Source organism: Polaromonas sp. (assembly GCF_029945895.1).
Taxonomy (GTDB): Bacteria; Pseudomonadota; Gammaproteobacteria; order Burkholderiales; family Burkholderiaceae_C; genus Polaromonas.
In genome coordinates, this window is record NZ_JAQSDL010000104.1 from 101,125 (window position 1) to 121,760 (window position 20,636).

The following is a 20,636-nucleotide window of genomic DNA, read 5'->3' on the forward strand; positions in this document are numbered from 1 at the left end:
CAATCCGCCCCTGCCGGCGCCTGACGTGGCCGTGCCGCACGACCGCGTCTCACAGGTGTTGTCGTACCTGCCATGACGCGTCAGCTGGCGCCCTCGGACCCGCAGTCCGTCCGAAGCCAGCGCCTGGCGATGGCCCTGGCAGCACTGGCCCTGGTGCTTGGCCTGCTTTTCACCGGGGTGGGCGTTTCCTTGCTGAACAACACGTTTCGGAGCCAGGCAAAGGAGCGCTTCGACCAGTTGGCAGACCGTGTCCAGAACGAAGTGCAGGACCGCCTGAACGCCCCGCTGCGGGGTCTGCGCGGCGCCGCTGGTGTCTATGCGGCCAGCAACTCGGTCGAACGGGGAGAGTTCCGCGCCTATGTGCAGTTCAGCGAACTGGCGCGCGACTTTCCGGGCGTGCGCGGCTTTGGCTTCATGGCCCGGGTCCTGCGGGATGACCTGGACCGCTTTGTCGCCGCCGAACGCGCGGACGACGAGCCGACTTTCGCCGTCAGCACGATGCCCGGCTCGCCGACCACCAGCATGGCGACCGACCTGTATGTGGTGAAGTTCATGGAACCGCAGGCCCGCAACCAGGCGGTTCTGGGCCTGGACGTGGGGGCGGACCCTGTCCGGCGCGAGGCCATCGAGCGTGCCGTGGCGACGGGCGAGCCCGCCCTGACCAGAAAAACCATCCTTGTGCATGATCAGCAGCAAAGGCCGGGATGGGTTTACCTGTTGCCGGTCTACCGCGCGGGTGGTGACATCTCCACGCCGGCGCAACGCCAGGCGCTCCTGATTGGCGTGCTGTTTGCGCCCATGGTGGTCAACGAGGTGTTGCAAGGGGCGGTCGAGGCCACCCAGGGGCAGGCGTATTTTGAGCTCTTTGACGCGGAACAGGTGAACGCCCAGACGCTGGTTTACGACCAGAGCCGGCATCTGGCGGCAGTCCGGGGTGAGTCTGCGCCGAACGACGCCACGGGACGTCTTTTCAGTACCTTCCGGCCGGTGTCGGCTGGCGGGCGCACCTTGACCTTGCGTGTCAGCACCACCCCTGCGTTTGAAGCCGAGGCGGCCAGCCTCATGCCTGCCTTGCTGGGGCTGAGCGGGGTTTTGCTGAGCCTGCTGGCGGCCTTGTGCATCTGGCTGCTCGGCAGCAGCCGGGCCCGCGCGTTGTCTGTGGCCCAGCGCATGACGCTGGACCTGGCCCGGGAGCAGCAGCGCCTGCTCAGCATTGTGGAGGGGACCAATGTCGGCACCTGGGAGTGGAATCTGCAGACGGGGGACGCCCGCTTCGACGAACGCTGGGCGGCCATCACCGGCCGCGCGCTCGACGAGTTGCGTCCCCTGAACATCCAGACCTGGCGTTCCCTGACCCATCCCGGGGACCTGCTCCACGCCGATCGGCTGCTTGAGCAGCACTTTGACGGCAGGACGCCCTACTTTGACTGCGAGGTGCGACTGCGCCACAAGGACGGCCGCTGGATCTGGGTGCTGTTGCGCGGCCGCGTCTGCGCATGGGTTGGCAATCGCCAGCCGGCGCTGATGGCGGGCACCCTGATGGACATCACCGAACGCCAGACCGCCCAGCTGGCCCTGCGCAACAGCGAGGAGCACTTTCGCCAGCTGTTCGAAACCAGCCTCGAATGCATTTTGCAAACCCGGCCGGATGGACAGGTGCTCAATGCCAACCCCGCCGCCTGCGAGCTGTTTCGCATGAGTGTGGAGGAGTTGCGCGAGCGCAGCCGGGGCGGGCTGGTGGACCCCGGCGACGCACGTTTGCAGGCGCTGCTCGATGAACGCCAACGTGAAGGCAAGGCGCGCGGGGAGCTGCGCATGGTGCGCGGCGACGGGACAACTTTCGAGTGCGAGCTGTCGTCGTCGATCTTCCTGGATTCGAACAACGCGCCCTGCGCCAACATTGTCTTGCGCGACATCACCGCCCGCAAGCGTTCGGAAGCACGCATCGCGCGGCTCAACGCCGAGCTGGAGCAGCGGGTGGGGCGACGGACCGCCCAGCTCGAGGCGTCCAACCGGGATCTGCAGGAATTTGCCCACTCGGTGGCCCATGACCTGCGTCAGCCCTTTATTGCGATTGGCGGCTTCAGTGGTCTGCTCGAGCGCCGGGTGACGGACGACCGCGCCAGGCATTACATCGACCGCATCAAGGCCGGCGTCCGGCAGGCCGGGGAGCTGACCGAAGCCCTGCTGGCGCTGGCCAACCTCTCGCGCGTGCACCTGCGTGTGCAGATGGTGGATCTCAGCGCCGTCGCGCACAGTGTGATGGGTGCCCTGCAACAGGAAGACCCCGCGCGCGCGCGCCGCATCAGCATCGAGGAGGGGCTGGTGGTGCAGGCTGACGCGATGCTGCTGCGGCTGGTGATGCAGGAGCTGCTGGGCAATGCCTGGAAATTCACATCGCGGCAGAAGCACACCGAGATCAGTTTCGGCCGGCAGTCCGCGCCAGCGGGCGACGGGCAAGCCGTCTACGTGGTCAGCGACAACGGCGAGGGTTTTGACATGGCCCATGTCGACAAGCTGTTTCGCAGCTTCCAGCGCCTGCACGCCCCGCAGGACTTTCCCGGCGCGGGCGTGGGGCTGGCCAACATCCAGCGCATCATTGCGCGCCACGGTGGGCAGATCTGGGCTGAGTCGGTTCCCGGCGCGGGAGCACGCTTTTTCTTCACGCTGGATAACCCGGGGATATGAACGCCGGCCCTGCCGGCTTGCTATGATTTTTGTAGCTGCTTGCGCCCGCCAGTTGTGGGCTAAGCCCCGATTCCGATCAATAAACCCGGCTTGAATCCGTCCTGTTCACCCTTGCGGGCATAACCCAGAGGGTTGGCCACCACCCGACAGCCGTTTTTCACATAGTCATTGGGGCAGTGCAGGTGACCGTGCAGCCACAGCTGCGCCTGCGCCAGCAGATCGTCCAGGGCGTTGCAGAACCCCGCTGTGCCGGGCACCAGGCCGTAGCGCGGATCGCCACTGAGCAAGCTGGGCGCAAAGTGCGTGACGACCACGGTCGGGCCGTCGAACGGGCTCGCCAGCGCCTGCCGCAGCCAGGCCTGGCTTTGCAACCCGAGTTCGCGTACGGCATCGGCCAGCATGGGCTGGCCGTCCCGGAAGGCGTGGTTTTTGCGAAGGTAGAAATTGGCGGCGCGAAAGGCCTTGTCACGGGCCTTGAGGACATCGCCTGTGGTCAGGCTGCCGTCGGCCTCCTGTGCGGCGGTCAGCGCGTCAAAGTCGGTCCACAGGGTACAGCCGACAAAACGGACGCCCTGCCACTCGATAGCCTGGCGTTCCAGCCAGACCATACCCAGCCGCTCGCAGGTCTCGCGCAGGCGTGTGTGGGTGCTCTCAAAATCCTGTCCGTCGTACTCGTGGTTGCCCGGCAGAAAAAAAACCGGCGTGGGCCAGGCCGCGCCGCCCTGCGCCACCGGCAGGGGAGAAAAGCGGGCGAGGCCGAAGTCGCTGTCGTTCAGCCCTTCCAGCAGCGATCCCGGCTGGTAGGAGCCGATATCACCTGCCAGCACCAGCAGGTCAGCCCCGGGGGCGGGCTGGGCCAGGAAATGCGGGTTGGATTCAAGGTGCAGGTCGGACAGAAGCTGGATGTTCACCTCACCGATTGTGCAGGAAGCCGGATTTGGCAAGAGTCGGCGGCGTCTTGTCCGTCCGGGGATAGTCCACACGCGCCGGAGGGCGGAAAGCCCTGCCCATGCCGGCTGGCAGGCTAACTATGCGTTCTGTGCATGGGTATTGGCCTATACCGGGCTTGCAAACCTAGGGAAAACCCTTAATGTAGGGGTATCGCAATTTTCCGCCGCTCTGGCGCCCATGACATGTACACGCTTTTTTCGCAGGTTTTCCGTTTTCTTCCTTTCCCCAGTGCCGTGGCGCCGGTTCACGGCGTGGCCCACAACTTGATGGAGCGCGCAGAAGCCCGGGCCGGACGCAACCCGCAGCAGGCTCTGGAGCTGCGCCGTGCGGCGCGCGCTTACCTCAGCGTGGTGCGCTAACGGTTCCTCAAGGTTGATGCCGGCTCCGGTGGCCGCCAGGTTCGACCGTTGCTGCGCCGTTCGGCGGGGTCAGCCCGAAAAGGCCTTGTCGGCGGCCCGCACCAGGGCCTGGCGCAGCCAGACATGGGCGCCATGCTGTTGGGAGCGGCGGTGCCACACCGCATCGACGTGCACCGGGGACACATCAAAGGGCAGGGGCCGCAGCACCAGCTGCTCGGCGATGCCGGTGACCCGCACGAAATGGCGGGGCAGCACGGTGAGCAGATTGGAGTTGGCGACCACCCGGCCGGCGGTGAAGAACTGGTTGACGGTCAGCACCACCTTGCGTTGGCGGCCCAGCGACGCCAGTGACTCGTCGATGAACCCGTAGGCGCGGCCGGAAAAACTCACCAGCATGTGGCGCGCTGCGCAAAACCGGTTCAATGTGAAAGGGCCGCTGGCCAGCGCATGGCCGGCGCGCATCACGCACACATATTCGCCGTCATACAGCCGCTGGTGCAGGAAAGGCATGACCTCGCCGCTCTGGGCGCGGGCCGTCAGGTCGGCCAGAACGGCGGGAAAGTAGCCGATCGCCAGATCGCAGGCATCCTCGTCAAGGAGTTTGCGCGGATCGCGCGTTGTCAGCGGCACCACGCGGATGGACACTCCCGGCGCCTCATGCTCCATGATGTCCACCAGCCCGGGTATCAGCTCCGCGGCCGTTGCGTCGGCCATGGCCAGCACAAACGTGGAATGGGCCTCGCCGGGCACGAAGGTGCTGGGAATGAGCGACTCCTGCAACTGTTGCAGCGCTTCGCGCACCGCCGGCCATATCGCGAGCGCGCGCGGTGTGGGCGCCATGCCCTGCCCACTGCGCTGCACCAGCTCGTCGCCCAGCGTCTCGCGCAGGCGGCGCAGCGCATTGCTGACGGCCGGCTGTGTCAACGACAGATTGCGTGCCGCCCGTGTCAGGCTGCGTTCGGCCATGACCTCGTCAAACACGCGAAGCAGGTTCAGGTCGAGGGTGCGGAAGTTCGGCGGGTTCACGAGGTATGTCCCAATCGGTCTCATTCAGTCGAAGTTATCACAATGGTGAATATATCTAATCACAAAGATAAAGTTGAATAACACTAGTATTAACCCTAATATCCCTCTGTGCCCAAGCCAATACCGGCGATGGCGCACTCTTCAGGGGAACCATCATGACCAGTTTTGTCAACATCAACTATCCCGCCGAACATCCCGGCGTGGTCCGCTTTGAGTCTGCGGTGGGCGCGGCCCGTGAGCTGCGCAAGGGCTTTGACAGTACCCGCGGCCTCGCAGGCCTGTTGCTGGCAGCCATCGTGGCGGCCATGGTGGTGGTGGCCGACCAGCTTGTCGAGAACTGGGCTGAGGGCCACTTGCTGGTGGTCTGGGTCGCCATGTGGGCGGTCGCTTTCTCCGTCATGGCCCTGTTTGCCGGGACGGCCCGTCAGCTGGCGGCGCGAGTGCTGACCGCACTGGATGCCTGGTCCAGCGCCATTGCCCAGGCGCGTGCCGATGTCCGGCTGTGGGAAGCAGCCAAGGCGGATCCCCGTGTGATGGCCGACCTGCAGGGCGCCATGGCGCGTCAGGAAAACATGGATGAAGCGGCCGCCTTGCCGTCCGTCGCGGTCGCCGCAGCGGTCAAAGCGCGGGAAGCCAGGCCGATTGACCTTGGCAGCCGCGTGTTGCGCGCATACCCGAGCTACTACATTTGAGGGGTCAGGCGCGCTTACCGCGCCTGCCTTGCCGCAAAAAAAAAGCCACCCGGTCGGGTGGCTTTTTTGCGTCCGGGCGGCTTGCCCATCCTGGGGGCGCAACGCAGATCATGCGCCGCACCCTGTCTTTTCCGGGGGCCGGTCAGGCCGCCAGACGGCGCTCAATCGCGGCTTTGGTCTCCCCCAGCTCTTTCGGCAGGTGATGTTCGAGTTGCTTGAACAGGTCGGCGTGCAGCTTCAATTCTTCAGTCCAGGCGGCCTTGTCAATGCTGGTCACGGTGTTGAACTGCTGGGCGCTGAAGTCCAGGCCGGTCCAGTTGATTTCGGCGTATTGCGGCGCTATGCCGAAAATGGTGTCCTGGCCCTTCGCCTGGCCTTCGAGGCGGTCGATCATCCACTTGAGCACACGCATGTTCTCGCCATAACCCGGCCAGACAAACTTTCCCGCCTCGTCCTTGCGGAACCAGTTCACGCAGAAGATCTTGGGCAAGGCGTGGCCCAGGCTTTCAAGCTTGTGCTCCATGTCCAGCCAGTGCTGGAAGTAGTCGCTCATGTTGTAGCCGCAGAAAGGCAGCATGGCAAACGGGTCGCGGCGAACAACACCCATCTGGCCGACGGCGGCGGCCGTGGTTTCCGAGCCCATCGTCGCAGCCATGTAAACCCCTTCCATCCAGCTCCGGGCCTCGGTGACCAGTGGCACGGTAGTAGATCGGCGGCCACCGAAGATGAACGCGTCAATGGCTACTCCGTCCGGGTTGTCCCATTCCGGGTCAAGCGCCGGGTTGTTGAGCGCCGCCACCGTGAAACGGGCGTTGGGGTGCGCGGCCTTGGCCCCGGTTTCTTTCGCGATCTGCGGCGTCCAGTCCTTGCCCTGCCAGTCGATCAGATGGGCCGGCAGGCTGCCGCCGTCTTTTTCCATGCCTTCCCACCACACGTCGCCGTCGTCCGTCAGCGCCACATTGGTGAAGATGACATTCTTGTCCAGGCTCGCCATGCAGTTCGGATTGGTGTGGAAGTTGGTCCCGGGGGCCACGCCAAAGTAGCCTGCTTCGGGGTTGATGGCGTACATCTTGCCGTCGGCATGGGGCTTGATCCAGGCGATGTCGTCGCCAATCGTGGTGACCTTCCAGCCGTCGAAGCCGGCTGGCGGCACCAGCATCGAGAAGTTGGTCTTGCCGCAGGCGCTCGGGAAGGCCGCCGCCACATGGTATTTCTTGCCTTGGGGATTGGTTACGCCCAGGATCAGCATGTGCTCAGCCAGCCAGCCCTGGTCGCGGCCCATGTTCGAGGCAATTCGCAGTGCAAAACATTTCTTTCCCAGCAGGGCGTTGCCGCCGTAGCCCGAGCCATAGGACCAGATCTCCCGCGTCTCCGGGTAGTGCACGATGTACTTGGTCTTGTTGCAGGGCCAGCTCACATCCTTCTGGCCTTCGGCCAGCGGTGCGCCCACGGTGTGCACACAGGGCACGAATGCACCGTCGACGCCGAGCACGTCAAACACCGCCTTGCCCATGCGCGTCATGATCTTCTGGTTCACTGCCACATAGGCGCTGTCGGTCAGTTCAATGCCGATGTGGGCAATGTGCGATCCCAGCGGACCCATGCTGAAAGGCACCACATACATGGTGCGACCCTTCATGCAGCCGTCAAACAGCGGCTGCAGCGTGCTGCGCATTTCGGCCGGGGCCATCCAGTTGTTGGTCGGGCCGGCGTTTTCCTTGTTGGCCGAGCAGATGTAGGTGCGATCTTCCACGCGTGCGACGTCGCTCGGGTCGGAGCAGGCCAGAAAGCTGTTGGGCCGCTTGGCTTCGTTGAGCTTTTTGAAGGTACCGGCGTCGACCAGTTGCTGGCACAGGCGCTGGTACTCCGCGTCGCTGCCGTCGCACCAGTACACATTGTCCGGCTTGCAAAGTGCAGCCATGTCTGCCACCCAGGCAATGAGCCTGGCGTTCCTGACATAACCGGGTGTGTTGAGGTTAAGCCCTTGCATCGCGGGGTGGTTCATCGAAAAGCTCCAAAGTTAAAAAGCGTCATTTCGGAAAACGCCGTCCCGCGGCCAGCAGGGAGGTGGCTGCGAGGCGTTTGTCGAAATAAGGCTTGCGGGCGCGCATCACGCAAGGCTTCAAGCCATCGGACAGCAAGCAGGGCTGCCATCGGCAAGTCCTGGTTTTGCAGGCGGGGCCACAGCCTGGATGTGCTGCGGGGCCAAGGTCGAAAAAAGCAGTTTGTGGCACGCTTTTCAGACGTCCAAGGGGAGGCTGGAAAAATCATTTTAAGAACATCGGCATGGGTTACCTCGGTGTTACAGCCAAAAGATATGCAAAACCTGCATGATGTTATGCATATGCAGCGCACAGGTTCGTGCAGTCGTGACCGGGAAAGATGAAATAGCGATTCGGCGCCTAAGCATGCGTTAGTGCGTGGCTTTGAACGCTCTGAAGGCGGGTTTCGGGGTGCATTGCCGCTTGGAAAAATCCGTCGGCCAAACCCAATGGGCCTGGGTTGGCAGATGTTGGGACGGATAAGCTCGCCGTGGAGGCTACGCGCGGCGACCCAGAGCGGGACCGCGTAAGTGGAGACGGTGTCGGTTGCGTTTACGCCGAACGTCTCAACATGGGCAAAAGTGTATTTGATGCGGTGCGATGAACCAAAGTCCAAGCGCGTTTAAATACCGACCCGACCCTCCCTTATGCCCGGGGCGAATCACGCCTTGCCTCAATCAACTCAAGCCATGTAGATGGCGATAAAAGCCAGCAGGAACATCAAGACGCCGCCAGCGACCGGCAACACGATGGGCATCAGCGGCACAATGGCTTCTACCGCGTCCTGTTCCTGGGCGGGTGTGGGGCTGCTGTGGGCGGCGTTGGTAGAGTGATCGGCGGGGCTTGACATGGTGGTTCCTGCAAACGGGAAAAATCGAGATTGCAGAATTTTACCTTTTTTGGCCCTGACGGCTACAAGCTGCCTGGATGAACGCGCTCCGCAAACGAGGACGGCAAGCCGTTGTTGTGCCGTCCGGTCGCATCCGGCTGGCGCTATTGCAATTCAACCCGGGAGTCGAAAACATGCACCGTAAGATGTCACTCCGCGCCGGCGGCTGTGTTCTTGCACTGGTACTGGGCGTCTTGCCGGGCTGCGCCAGTACCGGCTCGGCCAGCCCCTCAGCGCGCCCCGTTCTGTATCCCAACGCCACGCTCCATCGCGTCGGCGACGCGCAGGGCCGGGCCGAGGCGGATGTCTGCATGGCCCGGGCTGCTGCTGCAGGATTGACGCCTGCCGAGAACACCAACGCGGTGGCCCGGGGGGCCGGTGTCGGCGCAGCCACTGGCGGTGTGGCCGCCGCTGTGGGCGCCTTGATCACTGGCCGGGGTACCGAAGGCGTGATCCGCGCCGGTGCAGGCGGCGCCGCCGTTGGTGGTTCCGCGGGCGCTGTTCAGGGCGCGTTCCGCCCTGACCGGCCCAGCAGCACCTACCGCACCTACGTGCAGCGTTGCATGGGCGACAAGGGTTTCGACGTGATTGGATGGAATTGAGCTTGTTGCCATCACAGCGACTGCTTTCTGTGCAGCTTGCCACTGCCCGGCGCGTCAGCATGGGAGGGCGCCAGATACTCACGGCCATGGGCAAACAGGCCGTGGCTGGCCCGGTGCCCGTATTGCCTCTGGGCCTGCTCGGTGACGAACAGGCCGACCTTTCGGTGCACGGCGGGCTTGAAAAAGCCGTCTATGCCTACCCGGCCGAACACTACCCGTTCTGGCAGGCTGCGCGCAGGGAACGGGGACTGGATCAGATCGACGACAGCTTGCCTTTTGGCCGTCTGGGCGAAAACCTCACGTTGCAGGGTCTGCTGGAAAGCGACGTATGGGCAGGTGATGTGCTGAGGTTTCCTCACTGTGAACTGCAGATCCGGATCCCGCGCGAGCCCTGCTACAAACTCAACGCAGCGATGGGTTTTGCGGGGGCGTCCCGGCTGATGGCGCAGAGTGGCTTTTGCGGGTTTTACCTGTCCGTTCTCACGCCAGGCACTTTGAGCGGGGGAGACAGCTTCGAACTTCTGCCCGGCCGGCGCAGCGTGAGTATGGGCCAGCTGTTTGCCGCCAAAATGGGCAAACACCTGCGTTGAAGGACTAAAGCAAGGCGTAGGTTGTCGTGGCGCGACAAATGCTCTTGCCATCGTCCGCACCGCGAATGTCGATCTCCCCAAAGGCCAGTGACTTCCCGGCGCGTACCACGCGTGCCTCGACCAGTGCGTCCTGGTTCGACAGGGGCTTGAGAAAGCTGCTGTTCATCTGTACCGTGGTGCAAGGTCTGAAAGCGCCAAAATGGTTGATCAGCGCCAGCACCATGGCGGTGTCGGCGGCGGCCATCATGGCTTGGCCGCACAGCATGCCGCCGACCCGCGAGAGCTGCGCGTTCTGGGGCAGGCGCAAGGTCACGCTCTGGCTGTCAAGCGAAGCGACCTGCAGGCCGAGCGCCTGTACCCACGGTGCAAAATAGCCGGGCAAGGCGGCTTGCAGGGTGTCGGCGTCCATCATTGTTGCTCCACCGCTTCAAAGCCGGCGATTTTCAGGACGTCCAGCACCTGCGCAATGTGCTCTCGCCCACGTGTCTGGATGACGAGTTCGATATCCACGTTCTGCGCAGCCAGCATGGTGAAGGCCCGCTGGTGATGCACCTCGTCGATGTTGGCGCCGGCATCAGCGACCATGGCGGTGATTCTGGCCAGTGAGCCGGGCACGTCGCGCGCGCTCACACGGATGCGCGCCAGCCGGCCGGCACGCACCATGCCGCGCTCGATGATGGCCGCCAGCAGCAGCGGATCGATGTTGCCCCCGCAGAGTACCAGGCCGACCTTTTTCCCTTTGAAACGGTCGGGGTATTTGAGCAGGGCCGCGAGACCGGCCGCGCCCGCCCCTTCGACCAGCGTTTTTTCGATTTCGAGCAGCATGACGATGGCCTGTTCGATGTCGCCTTCGTCCACCAGCACGAGATCGTCCACCAGGCGCGCAATGATGGCTTGCGGGATCACGCCGGGCGTGCCGACGGCTATGCCCTCGGCAATCGTGCTGCTGCCCTGGGGATAGTGTGTGCCCTTGATGGCATTGACCATGGCCGGGAAGCGCGAGGTCTGCACGCCTATGACTTCCATGCCGGGCCGCATTGCCTTTGCGGCCGTCGCCATGCCGGCGATCAGGCCGCCGCCACCAACGGCGACGATCAGCGTGTCGAGGTCGGGTACCGCGTGCAGCATCTCCAGACCCACCGTTCCCTGGCCGGCAATGATGGCTTCGTCGTCATAGGGATGGATGAACACCAGGCCTTCGCGTTCGGCCAGCATCAGCGCGTGGCTGCGCGACTCGTCCAGCGTGTCGCCGTGCAGCACCACCTCGGCGCCAAAGCCGCGCGTGCGCTCGATCTTGACGCCAGGCGTGAAACGCGGCATCACGATCACGGCGCGCAGGCCGAGGCGCTGCGCATGGTAGGCCACGCCCTGGGCGTGGTTGCCCGCGCTCATGGCCACCACGCCGCGTCGGCCGTCTTCGCCCGAGAGCTGCACCAGCTTGTTGCAGGCGCCGCGTTCCTTGAAGGAGGCGGTGTACTGCAGGTTCTCGAACTTCAGGAAAACGTCCGCACCGGTGATGTGCGACAGGGTTTTGGACGCCACACAGGGGGTATCCAGCAACTGGCCCTGCAGGCGAAGCGCTGCAGCCTCAATATCGGTCAAAGCAAGCATGGGAAAGCCCTCCGGGAGAAGTGCCGATTGTGGCGCGGTTTTGTGGCGCAATTCACACGGGGTATTCAGGCAGGCCCTGTTCACACTGTTTATGCCGGATGTATAAATGGTGCGAACAGGCCCTGGCGTCTTCCATCGGGCAAGAAGCTGCGTTATGGTTGGGCATACGTTCTCACGGTGCATGTGTAACTGCTGTGGCCTTTTTCCGGGCCGGAGGTGTCTCAATGAGCAAGCGTTCGGGTAGTGCTGACAGGCATGGTCCGCTGCTGCTTTCTCCCGGCCTGAAAGAGGCGCCGGTGCTGGACCTGATGTGCTCGCATTTTGTGCTGACGCTGGCGGCCCGGCAGGGCGCCAAGTTCAATGTGCGGCGCGACTTGAACAGCCTGCTGTCGCTCTCGGGCCGCCATCTGGTGTGGCCTTTGCCTGCCCTGCAGCGCCTGCGGGAATTCCTCGCACGCCGTTGCCGGGACAATGAGTTCTGGCAGGGCCACGAGGCCCTGGGCGACGCCGCGTTCATGAGCCGTCATGGTGCCTGGCGCGGCCCCTACGAGGAGGGAACACTATTCTTTTACCTCGACGAATACGCCAAGGACCAGCCCAGGGACCTGCTGTCGGTTTTGTCGGCCACCGGCGACTGGCTGGCCCAGGCGCTCAAGAAGCAGTCAACGCTGGTCGAGAAAAACATCGACGCTCTGGCCAATCTGCTGCAATTGAACCAGGCAGAACGCGCCCTGCTGTTGTACGGAACGCTGGCGCGCTACCAGCGCGACCTGCGTTCCCTGCTGGTGGAGTTCAAGGTCAACAATGCGCCGGAGGCCTACGCCGCGATTGCAGAGGTGGCCGGCGTCAAGGCCAGCGAGGTGGCCGAAGCCTTGCGCGCGGGCTCGCGCCTGGAGCGTATCGGCATGGTTGAAAACCTGATTTCCGAGCACAACATCACCGACCTGGCCGACCTGATGAAGGTCAGCGAAAAACTGCCGCCGGTGCTGATGCGTGAGTACCGTGACCAGAACGAGTTGATGGCGGTGTTCACCCGTCCGGTGGACCGCAGCAGCCTCGCGCTGACCGATTTTGACTTTGCCCGGGACGATGTGCAGGTGCTGGTGGCGCTTTTGCGCAATGCGGTGGAGGGCAGGGAAATGGGGGTCAATGTGCTGCTGTATGGTCCCCCTGGCACCGGCAAGACCGAGCTGGCCAAGGTGGTCGCGCAGGCTGCCGGGCTCGATCTGTTCGAAGTCGAATACGCTGACCGTGACGGCAACTCCCTGAGCGGCAAGGACCGTTACCGTTCACTGCAGATCGCCCAGGTGTTTCTAAAAGGCAGCGCCCATGCCGCGCTGCTGTTTGACGAGGTCGAAGACGTGTTTCCGGCGATTTCCAGCGAGGCCGCGCAACTGTTGGCGCGCTCCGATCAGATGACGGCGCCTGCGACCGGCTCCGTCAATGGCAAAGCCTGGGTCAACCAGATTCTGGAGTCCAATACCGTGCCCACCCTGTGGGTGACCAACCGCATCGAGCAGATTGACCCGGCTTTCCGGCGCCGCTTTGCCTACCACCTGGAGCTCAAGTCCCCGCCGCCAGGTGCGCGTGAGGCCCTGGTGCGCAAGACGCTGGAGGGCGTGCCGGTCAGCGAGACCTTTCTTGCCAAACTCACCGCACGCAAGGGCCTGACCCCGGCGCAGATTCGCACGGCGGTACGTTTTGCCAAACTTGCCAGCGCGCCGGGCGCCGAAACCGATGGCGCCGGCATGGGCGCGATTTTGTCGGGCGGCCACGCTGCGTTGACCGAATCGCTGATCGAGCGGCAGCTCAAAAACGCCGACCAGGCGCTGGGCAACAAGGCCGACGCCGCCGGGCGTCGCAGCGTCACCACTTACGACCTGGCCATGCTTAACGTGGAGTCGCGCTTTGAAATACCGCGCATCGTGGCTGCGCTGAAGGCCCGCGGCCATGGCGCCCTTTGTTTTTACGGTGCACCCGGCACCGGCAAGACGGCGCTGGCCGAGCACCTGGCCAATACGCTGGAGCGCCCGCTGCTGATCAGGCAGGCGAGCGGCCTGATGAGCAAGTATGTGGGCGAAACCGAGCAGAACATGGCCGCGATGTTTGCCGAGGCCGAAGCCGAAAAAGCCGTGCTGCTGCTCGACGAGGCCGACAGTTTTTTGCAGGACCGACGCGGCGCGCAGCGCACCTACGAGGTGACCGAGGTCAATGAAATGCTGCAAGGCATGGAGCGCTTCAACGGAATTTTTGTCTGCACCACGAATCTGCTGGAGAGCCTGGACCAGGCGGCCTTGCGGCGCTTTACCTTCAAGATCAAATTCATGCCCCTGACCGCCACACAGCGCGAAAAGATGTTTGTGACTGAAGCGCTGGCTGGCAACGCTTGCCTGATGGACGCCGGCTTGAGTCTGCGTCTGGCCAGGCTCGCGCAGTTGTGCCCCGGTGACTTTGCCGCAGTCAGGCGGCAGACCGATATCCTGGCGGTGGAGTTCACCGCTGAAGAGTTCTTGAGCCAGCTCGAAGCCGAACACCGGATCAAGCCCGAAGTGCGGGAGGCGCGCAGCATGGGGTTTACGCAGTAAGAAACCAGCAGACCCCTTCGCTATATTTTTCATAGCTGCCTGCGCAATGCGCACCTGGTCTGCCGCCTGTTTCTCCTTCAAATCAGAGCTGGATCATACGGATGGCCTTGCGCGAACCGTCGTTCATTTCCTTCGCCACCTGCATCATGCGGTCCAGGCAGGCCTGCGCCTGCTCGGGGGCAAGGCGTGCGGGCCCGGCCAGGTAGCCGATTGCGATGTGGAACTGCAGCGGATCGGCATCGGGCAATTCAGTCGTGGTTCGCAGGCCACTGGCCAGGATTTTGGTGGCCAGCCGGTTCACCGAGTCGCTGGTCATGGGCCCTTCCAGCAACAAGGCAAAGTGGCGGTCACCCACACGCGCCACCGTGTCGGTCGGCCTGGTCACGGCCAGTATCCGCGCTGCGGCCACGACCATGGCGCGGTCACCGATTTCGCGGCCATGCTCGAGCTGCAGACGGGCGTGGTTGCTCAGGTCGATGACCAGCAGCGCGCAAGGTTGCTGGTAGCGCTCGGAGGTGCTCAGCGCCTGGCGCAGCCTGGCCAGCAGCGGCCGGGTGGTGAGCAGGCCGGTCAGCGGGTCGGTGGTGCGCAGGGTGCTCGCCCGGGTGGAGGGCTCGACGCGCCGGGTCACGCGGCGCAGCAGGCCATAAAAAAGAATGGGCGCTTCGACGGCCGAGCCCAGAATCAGCGCATTCTGGGTCAGGAAGCTTGACGCGATCAGCCCGAAATTGCGCAGCAAGGGGAACAGGGTGGCCAGAATGATGGGTAAAAAACCAAGCGCTATCCAGCGTGCGTGGCGGTCGCCTTCCACCAGCGACACCCCGACCACCATCAGCAGCACCACCATGCCGGCGCTGACCAGAATGTTGATGAGTGCAAAACTTTCGGGGGTCGGGAAGACAGCGTCAAGCAGGCCGACCAGCGGCGCCAGCCCCATCAGTGCCAGGATCAGCCAGTCCAGTGCCCTGAAAAAGCGTCCGGGGGTGGTGACGGTGCGCACAAACCACAACGCGGCTGCTGCGGCCAGTAGCGGCAGCAGGACAATCGTCATGTTGTTGAGCTGCGGCAGTTCCGGCCACAGGTACAGGCCGCCCAGGCCTTTGAAGGCGGCCTGGGAGCTGGCAAATGTGCCCAGGTAAACCGCATAAGTCGCAAAACCCCGGTCTCGGTAGGCCGCTGCATTGATCAGGGCCAATACCGTCACCAGCAAGGCCAACCCGAAGTAGGCACCCAGGAACAGGTGCTCCAGCTGGCGCGAAGTGGTCACCCGCTCGGCGCTCAGCACCCGGGGCAAGGTTGAAAAAGGAACGCGCGCATGTTCCACCCGCAGGTAGTAACGCACGCTGGCCCCGACCTCGTGGTTCAGGGAGAAAACCGGGTAACGGGCGGGCAGGGGCCATGCGCTCATGGGCAGGGTGTCGCCGGCTTGCTGCACCACCCAGCGGCCCAGGCTGTCACGGTAGTACAGCGCGACTTTGTCCACGCCGGACATCGGCAGTTCCAGTTTCCAGTGAACCAGGGGGTCCTGCACCGTGGCGTCGAAGCGCAGCCAGAGCGCCGCGTCGTCAAGCCGGTATTTTTTGTCGGCGACAACGGCGACAACGGCGGCAAAGGGAAGTCGCCCGGTGCCGGCCTCAATTTGTTCCACCGGCGTCCTGCCGCCCGCATCCACCCAGTACTCCAGCGCCTGTGTCAGCGCCACCGGGCCTTTGTCGCGGCCCAGGGTCAGCGCTTCCCCGCCAGCCCATGCGGGACCGCCCAGCAGCAGCACTTGAAGAAATACGGCGCCCGCAAGGGCCTTCACGCCGCGTGCCAGTGCGGCACGCCAGAAGTTGAGGGCTTGTACGTTGGACACGCGCCTATTGTGCCGCAGGTGCCTGAATTTCCAGGGCTCAGGCGGGCCCGCACACCCGCAGAACCTCGTTGCCGTAGGCTTCAAGCTTCTTCACCCCGATGCCGCTGATGCCCTCCAGGTCGGCCGTGCTTTGCGGCGCCCGCTCGGCGATTGCCCGCAGGGTCGCGTCGTGGAAGATGACGAAGGCCGGCAGGTTGTGTTCGCGCGCCACCTCGGCGCGCCAGGCCTTGAGCCGGGCCAGACGCTCCAGCGCGCCGGCGTTGAGCGAGGCTTCGGCCAGGCCCTTGGCGGAGGTCTTGGTGCCTTTTTTGCTGCTGCCCTTGCGCCTGTCAGCCGAACCGCCCGGCGCCTGCTCGCGCAGCATCACGCTGACCTCGCCCTTGAGCACCTGGCGCGCATCGGGCAACAACAGCAAGGTGTTGAAGGCGTCCGGATCGACCCGCACCATGCCCTTGGCGATCAGCTGGCGTAGCACGCCGCGCCATTGCACCTCGGCCAGGTCGGCACCGATGCCGAAGGTGCTGAGTTTGTCGTGGCCATGCTGCAGCACTTTTTCGGTCGTCTTGCCGCGCAGGATGTCCATCAGGTGGCCGGCGCCGAAGCTGATGCCGCTGGCCTGCTGCACGCGGTAGATACAGCTGAGCATCTTGCGTGCGGCTTCGGTGGCGTCCCACACCTTGGGCGGGGCCAGGCAGTTGTCGCAGTTGCCGCAGAAATATTGAGCCCCCACGCTTGTCACTGCGTGTACTTCGCAGCCCCCCGAGGGGGCTGGCCTTGCTTGGGGCGGCCCGTCGCTGCGGCCGCTGTCCATCTCTTCGCCAAAATAAGCCAGCAAGCTGGCGCGGCGGCAGCGCGTGTCTTCAGCCAGGGTCAGGAGCGCGTCGAGCTTGCCGCGCATCACCTGCTTGAACTCCTCGCTGGCCGCGTCGCTGGTGTCAATCATGCGGCGCTGGTTCACCACGTCCTGCAGGCCGTAGGTCATCCAGGCATTGGCCGGCAGGCCGTCCCGGCCGGCACGGCCGGTTTCCTGGTAGTAGCCCTCGATGTTTTTCGGCATGTCCAGGTGCGCGACAAAACGCACATCGGGCTTGTCGATGCCCATGCCGAAGGCAATCGTCGCCACCATCACCATGCCCTCCTCGCGCAGGAAGCGGTCCTGGCGCTGCTGGCGCAGGCTGCTGTCCAGGCCCGCGTGGTAGGCCATCGCCTTGAGGCCGGCGTCTTCCAGCATGCCGGCCACTTCTTCCACGCGCTTCCTCGACTGGCAATAGACGATGCCGGCCTCGCCCGCGTGTTCGCTCTCGATGAAACGCAGCAACTGGTGCGTGGCGTTGGTCTTTTCAACGATGGTGTAACGAATGTTTGGGCGGTCGAAGCTGCTGACGAATTCGCGCGCGTCTTCCAGCTTGAGCCGCTCGATCATGTCCTGGCGCGTCAGTGCATCGGCCGTCGCCGTCAGCGCAATGCGCGGCACATCGGGAAAGGTTTCGTGCAGCAGGCTCAGCGATCGGTACTCGGGCCGGAAGTCGTGGCCCCACTGGCTCACGCAATGCGCCTCGTCGATGGCGAACAGGCTGAGCAGGCCGCGCTCGTGCAGCGAGCCCAACAGGCCTTTCATGCGCGGCGTGTTGATGCGTTCGGGCGCGGCGTACAGCAGGGTCAGCTCGTTGCGCAGCAGCTGCTTTTCCAGTGCGCTGCTTTCTTCCTGCGTCTGCGTCGAATTGAGGAAGGCCGCCGCCACGCCGGCTTCGTGCAGCGCGCCGACCTGGTCGTGCATCAGCGCGATCAGCGGCGAGATCACCACCGTCACGCCGTGGCCGGCGTTTTGCCGGGCAATGGCCGGGATCTGGTAACACAGCGACTTGCCGCCGCCGGTCGGCATCAGCACCAGCGCGTCGCCGCCCTGCACCACATGGTCGACGATGGCCTGCTGCGGACCGCGGAAATCCGGATAGCCGAAAACCTGGCCGAGGATCTCCAGCGGGGTGGGGTGGGGTGAAGTGTGCGGCAAGGTAGGGGGCGTCAAGACAGGCGGCAGGATGCTACAAAAACAATAGCTGTTTGCGCCCGTACAGTAAGGGCTGAAGCCTCATTTTCCTCAGAAAATCAGCTACATCTGCTCCCAGGGCAAACCGTCAAAGCGCCAGCCGCTCAGGGTGGAACGCTGGAACTGCTCGTCAAGCTCGCCTTCAAAACCGTGCACCACATTGATGACCTCGGCAAAACCCGCCGCCTCCAGCGCCTGGCCGGCGGCCAGCGTGCGCTGGCCCGAGCGGCAGATCAGCAACACCGGCTGGTCCTTGCCACTGGCCTCGCGTTCGACAGTGTCGGCAAACCGGGCCGGGTCGGGGGTCAGGTCAGGGTACTCGTACCAGGGCACGTTGACCACGCCGGGCGGGCGGCCCACATACAGCGACTCGATTTCCATGCGCACGTCGACAAACAGGGCGTCGGGGTGCTGTTGCAGGAAGTCCCAGGCTTCTTTGGGTTGGAGGTGTTTCATGGCGGGGATTCAGACAGAAGCGCTATTGTCAGGGGAAAACAGGGCCCCCACACTTTTCACTGCGTGTCATGCGCTGTCCCGCCGGGGGACGCTGCGCCTGCGGCCCGGCAAAGCCGGTTCTGCGGCCCCGGCTTGAAGGATGGGGTCCGTCCCGCCTTTCGAATTGACCGTGCGCTTGTCCGTGTATGGCCTGCGCCTTAAAATCGGGGCATGAAGCAAGCCATCTACACCCGCGGAGCCACACTCCCTGCCATCCTCGAAAAACGCATTGCCATTCTCGACGGTGCCATGGGCACGATGATCCAGCGCTTCAAGCTGAGCGAGGCGCAGTACCGCGGCGAACGGTTCAAGGACTTCCCCAAGGACGTCAAGGGCAACAACGAGTTGCTGAGCCTGACGCGGCCTGATGTGATCCAGGACATCCACGAAGGCTACCTGGCCGCCGGCGCCGACATGATCGAGACCAACACCTTTGGCGCGACCACCGTGGCCCAGGCCGACTACGACATGGCCGACCTGGCTGTCGAAATGAACTACGAGTCCGCCCGCATTGCCCGCGCCGCCTGCGACAAATTTTCCACGCCAGACAGACCGCGCTTTGTGGTCGGCGCCCTCGGCCCCACCCCCAAGACCGCCAGCATCAGCCCCGATGTCAACGACCCGGGCGCGCGCAACACCAGCTTCGAGGAACTGCGCAAGGCCTATTACGAGCAGACCGAGGCACTGGTCAGAGGCGGCGCCGACGTATTGCTGGTCGAAACCATTTTCGACACGCTCAACGCCAAGGCGGCGCTGTTTGCGATTGACGAGTTTTTCGAGAATTCCGGCGAACGCCTGCCCCTGATCATCAGCGGCACGGTCACCGATGCCTCAGGCCGCATCCTCAGCGGGCAGACCGTCACCGCCTTCTGGCACAGCATCCGTCACGCCGAGCCGCTGGCCGTGGGCCTCAACTGCGCGCTTGGTGCGGCGCTGATGCGCCCCTACATCCAGGAACTGGCGCGTGTCGCCGGCGACACCTTCATCAGCTGCTACCCCAATGCCGGTCTGCCCAACCCGATGAGCGACACCGGTTTTGACGAGACACCCGACGTCACCTCGCGCCTGCTGCGCGAGTTCGCCCAGGAGGGCCTGGTCAACATCGTGGGCGGCTGCTGCGGTACCACGCCCGAGCACATCGGGGCGATCCACCAGGCGGTCGAGCCGCTGGCGCCGCGCGGCATCCAACGCGACTACTTCTACAAGGAAGCGGCCTGAGGTGCTGTCATCCCGGGCTTGTTCCGGGGTCCCCATTTGCTGACCACCCGCGTTGGTTTGGCAGTTGTGGTGTGCCAGCAGGCGCCGGGACAAGCACCGACTGCGGAAAAAATCCGCAGATCTTCAGGCGCCCGGCAGCGTGAAATAAATCGTCGCGCCCCGCTCCGGCTCGGCCTCGGCCCAGACCCGCCCGCCGTGCCGCGCCACAATGCGCTGCACGATACTCAGCCCGGCGCCAATGCCGGGGAAATCCGAGCTCACATGCATGCGCTGAAAAATGCCGAACAGTTTTTCGGCATGCGCCATGTCGAAGCCCGCACCGTTGTCCCTGAAGAAATAAACCGTCTCTGCGCCCGGCCCGGCCTGGCTGCCCACCATGATGTCGGCGCGTTCCTTTTTTGAGGTGAATTTCCACGCGTTGCCGGCCAGGTGATCGACCAGCTGCTTGAGCATTGCCGGGTCCCCCTGCGCAATGAGCGCGGGCTGCACTGTGATGCTGGCCGCGCGCTCCGGATCGACCTCCTGCAGCGCGGCAAACGCGGCCTCGGCCAGCGCACCCAGGTCCACTGTCTGCGGCGCCAGCGGTGCACGCAGCAGGCGCGAGACCGCCAGCAGCGCGGCAATCAACTCGTTGATGTTGCCTACGCCCAGGCGGATGCGCTGCAGGTAATGCGTGCTGCGTTCCGCATTGCCTTTGGCCACGGCACCCTCGAGCAAGCGGCTGAAGCCGTCAATGGTGCTCAGAGGCGCGCGCAGGTCGTGCGAGACCGAATAGGAGAAGTTTTCCAGTTCCTTGTTGGCGGCCACCACCTGGGCACTGCGCTGGTTCAGCTCGTCTTCGAGAAGACCCGTGATGCGCAGGATTTCCTGTTCGGCCGCGGCCACATCGTCGCCATCACGTATTTTCTGCAGCAACGCAGCCATGGCGGGCACGGCGCTGACGGCGACGGGTTCGGGGGGCTGGGTCATGACAGGCCTTGCGCTGG

At 64.2% G+C, this 20,636-nt stretch carries 17 protein-coding genes; 7 read left to right on the top strand and 10 right to left on the bottom strand.

The annotated features are described in order from the left end of the window. Window positions 1-72: 72 nt before the first annotated feature. Entirely contained in the window at window positions 73-2,688 is a 2,616-nt protein-coding gene (locus tag PSV33_RS15690) for a CHASE domain-containing protein (RefSeq protein ID WP_300563208.1), read from the top strand. Between the two features lie 59 nt (window positions 2,689-2,747). On the opposite strand, the gene PSV33_RS15695 is transcribed toward PSV33_RS15690, so the two are convergent. Beyond that, a complete protein-coding gene (locus PSV33_RS15695) occupies window positions 2,748-3,599 on the bottom strand; it encodes a metallophosphoesterase (RefSeq protein WP_300563209.1) in 852 nt (283 codons plus the stop codon). Between the two features lie 222 nt (window positions 3,600-3,821). Here PSV33_RS15695 and PSV33_RS15700 point away from each other — a divergent pair, with 222 nt between their 5' ends. Continuing rightward, window positions 3,822-3,998 carry a hypothetical protein gene (locus PSV33_RS15700; protein WP_300563210.1) on the top strand — a complete coding sequence of 59 codons (177 nt, stop codon included), beginning with the start codon at window positions 3,822-3,824 and terminating at the stop codon, window positions 3,996-3,998. 69 nt (window positions 3,999-4,067) lie between these two features. Here the strand turns inward: PSV33_RS15700 and PSV33_RS15705 are convergent, their stop codons facing one another. After that, entirely contained in the window at window positions 4,068-5,024 is a 957-nt protein-coding gene (locus PSV33_RS15705) for a LysR family transcriptional regulator (protein WP_300563211.1), read from the bottom strand. Window positions 5,025-5,179: 155 nt separating this feature from the next. Here PSV33_RS15705 and PSV33_RS15710 point away from each other — a divergent pair, with 155 nt between their 5' ends. After that, on the top strand, window positions 5,180-5,716 hold the full coding sequence (locus PSV33_RS15710; RefSeq protein WP_300563212.1) for a hypothetical protein: 537 nt from the start codon (window positions 5,180-5,182) through the stop codon (window positions 5,714-5,716). A gap of 142 nt (window positions 5,717-5,858) precedes the next feature. Here the strand turns inward: PSV33_RS15710 and PSV33_RS15715 are convergent, their stop codons facing one another. Both PSV33_RS15715 and PSV33_RS15720 read right to left on the bottom strand, forming a co-directional pair. After that, on the bottom strand, window positions 5,859-7,721 hold the full coding sequence (locus tag PSV33_RS15715) for a phosphoenolpyruvate carboxykinase (GTP) (RefSeq protein ID WP_300563213.1): 1,863 nt from the start codon (window positions 7,719-7,721) through the stop codon (window positions 5,859-5,861). Window positions 7,722-8,440: 719 nt separating this feature from the next. After that, entirely contained in the window at window positions 8,441-8,608 is a 168-nt protein-coding gene (locus PSV33_RS15720) for a hypothetical protein (protein WP_300563214.1), read from the bottom strand. 185 nt (window positions 8,609-8,793) lie between these two features. Here PSV33_RS15720 and PSV33_RS15725 point away from each other — a divergent pair, with 185 nt between their 5' ends. Together PSV33_RS15725 and PSV33_RS15730 are read left to right on the top strand one after the other, a co-directional pair. Beyond that, window positions 8,794-9,249: a glycine zipper family protein gene (locus tag PSV33_RS15725; protein ID WP_300563215.1), complete on the top strand. Its 456-nt coding sequence runs from the start codon at window positions 8,794-8,796 to the stop codon at window positions 9,247-9,249. Further along, window positions 9,240-9,839, top strand: coding sequence for an MOSC domain-containing protein (locus PSV33_RS15730; RefSeq protein ID WP_300563216.1), 600 nt, complete (start codon window positions 9,240-9,242; stop codon window positions 9,837-9,839). Before PSV33_RS15725 ends, PSV33_RS15730 begins: the two co-directional genes overlap by 10 nt. Before the next feature lie 4 nt (window positions 9,840-9,843). On the opposite strand, the gene PSV33_RS15735 is transcribed toward PSV33_RS15730, so the two are convergent. Together PSV33_RS15735 and PSV33_RS15740 are read right to left on the bottom strand one after the other, a co-directional pair. Then, complete coding sequence (locus PSV33_RS15735) at window positions 9,844-10,248, bottom strand: PaaI family thioesterase (RefSeq protein ID WP_300563217.1); 405 nt, start codon at window positions 10,246-10,248, stop codon at window positions 9,844-9,846. Next, window positions 10,248-11,450, bottom strand: coding sequence for a threonine ammonia-lyase (locus tag PSV33_RS15740; RefSeq protein ID WP_300563218.1), 1,203 nt, complete (start codon window positions 11,448-11,450; stop codon window positions 10,248-10,250). The genes PSV33_RS15735 and PSV33_RS15740 overlap by 1 nt, the downstream gene beginning before the upstream one ends. A gap of 224 nt (window positions 11,451-11,674) precedes the next feature. Between PSV33_RS15740 and PSV33_RS15745 the strand changes: the two genes are divergently transcribed. Then, on the top strand, window positions 11,675-14,035 hold the full coding sequence (locus tag PSV33_RS15745) for an ATP-binding protein (RefSeq protein ID WP_300563219.1): 2,361 nt from the start codon (window positions 11,675-11,677) through the stop codon (window positions 14,033-14,035). Between the two features lie 82 nt (window positions 14,036-14,117). On the opposite strand, the gene PSV33_RS15750 is transcribed toward PSV33_RS15745, so the two are convergent. The 3 genes from PSV33_RS15750 to PSV33_RS15760 form a co-directional block, all read right to left on the bottom strand. Next, window positions 14,118-15,890, bottom strand: a complete 1,773-nt coding sequence (locus PSV33_RS15750; RefSeq protein WP_300563220.1) for a 7TM diverse intracellular signaling domain-containing protein — start codon at window positions 15,888-15,890, stop codon at window positions 14,118-14,120. A gap of 37 nt (window positions 15,891-15,927) precedes the next feature. Then, window positions 15,928-17,901, bottom strand: a complete 1,974-nt coding sequence (locus PSV33_RS15755; RefSeq protein ID WP_300563221.1) for a RecQ family ATP-dependent DNA helicase — start codon at window positions 17,899-17,901, stop codon at window positions 15,928-15,930. 99 nt (window positions 17,902-18,000) lie between these two features. Further along, window positions 18,001-18,393, bottom strand: a complete 393-nt coding sequence (locus PSV33_RS15760; RefSeq protein ID WP_300563222.1) for a rhodanese-like domain-containing protein — start codon at window positions 18,391-18,393, stop codon at window positions 18,001-18,003. 210 nt (window positions 18,394-18,603) lie between these two features. On the opposite strand from PSV33_RS15760, the gene PSV33_RS15765 reads away from it, so the two are divergent. After that, the gene (locus tag PSV33_RS15765) at window positions 18,604-19,650 is read left to right on the top strand and encodes a homocysteine S-methyltransferase family protein (protein ID WP_300563223.1); all 1,047 of its coding nucleotides are present in this window, start codon (window positions 18,604-18,606) and stop codon (window positions 19,648-19,650) included. Window positions 19,651-19,773: 123 nt separating this feature from the next. Here PSV33_RS15765 and PSV33_RS15770 read toward each other — a convergent pair. After that, window positions 19,774-20,636 (bottom strand): ATP-binding protein (locus PSV33_RS15770; RefSeq protein ID WP_300563224.1); only part of this gene is annotated, 863 nt, incomplete at its 5' end.

What these genes read in the sequence shown, in the direction of transcription:
- PSV33_RS15720 (WP_300563214.1), bottom strand. Translation starts at nt 8,608, where the DNA reads ATGTCAAGCCCCGCCGATCACTCTACCAACGCCGCCCACAGCAGCCCC.
- PSV33_RS15765 (WP_300563223.1), top strand. Translation starts at nt 18,604, where the DNA reads ATGAAGCAAGCCATCTACACCCGCGGAGCCACACTCCCTGCCATCCTC.
- PSV33_RS15715 (WP_300563213.1), bottom strand. Translation starts at nt 7,721, where the DNA reads ATGAACCACCCCGCGATGCAAGGGCTTAACCTCAACACACCCGGTTAT.
- PSV33_RS15710 (WP_300563212.1), top strand. Translation starts at nt 5,180, where the DNA reads ATGACCAGTTTTGTCAACATCAACTATCCCGCCGAACATCCCGGCGTG.
- PSV33_RS15760 (WP_300563222.1), bottom strand. Translation starts at nt 18,393, where the DNA reads ATGAAACACCTCCAACCCAAAGAAGCCTGGGACTTCCTGCAACAGCAC.
- PSV33_RS15735 (WP_300563217.1), bottom strand. Translation starts at nt 10,248, where the DNA reads ATGGACGCCGACACCCTGCAAGCCGCCTTGCCCGGCTATTTTGCACCG.
- PSV33_RS15725 (WP_300563215.1), top strand. Translation starts at nt 8,794, where the DNA reads ATGTCACTCCGCGCCGGCGGCTGTGTTCTTGCACTGGTACTGGGCGTC.
- PSV33_RS15690 (WP_300563208.1), top strand. Translation starts at nt 73, where the DNA reads ATGACGCGTCAGCTGGCGCCCTCGGACCCGCAGTCCGTCCGAAGCCAG.
- PSV33_RS15700 (WP_300563210.1), top strand. Translation starts at nt 3,822, where the DNA reads ATGTACACGCTTTTTTCGCAGGTTTTCCGTTTTCTTCCTTTCCCCAGT.
- PSV33_RS15740 (WP_300563218.1), bottom strand. Translation starts at nt 11,450, where the DNA reads ATGCTTGCTTTGACCGATATTGAGGCTGCAGCGCTTCGCCTGCAGGGC.
- PSV33_RS15745 (WP_300563219.1), top strand. Translation starts at nt 11,675, where the DNA reads ATGAGCAAGCGTTCGGGTAGTGCTGACAGGCATGGTCCGCTGCTGCTT.
- PSV33_RS15730 (WP_300563216.1), top strand. Translation starts at nt 9,240, where the DNA reads ATGGAATTGAGCTTGTTGCCATCACAGCGACTGCTTTCTGTGCAGCTT.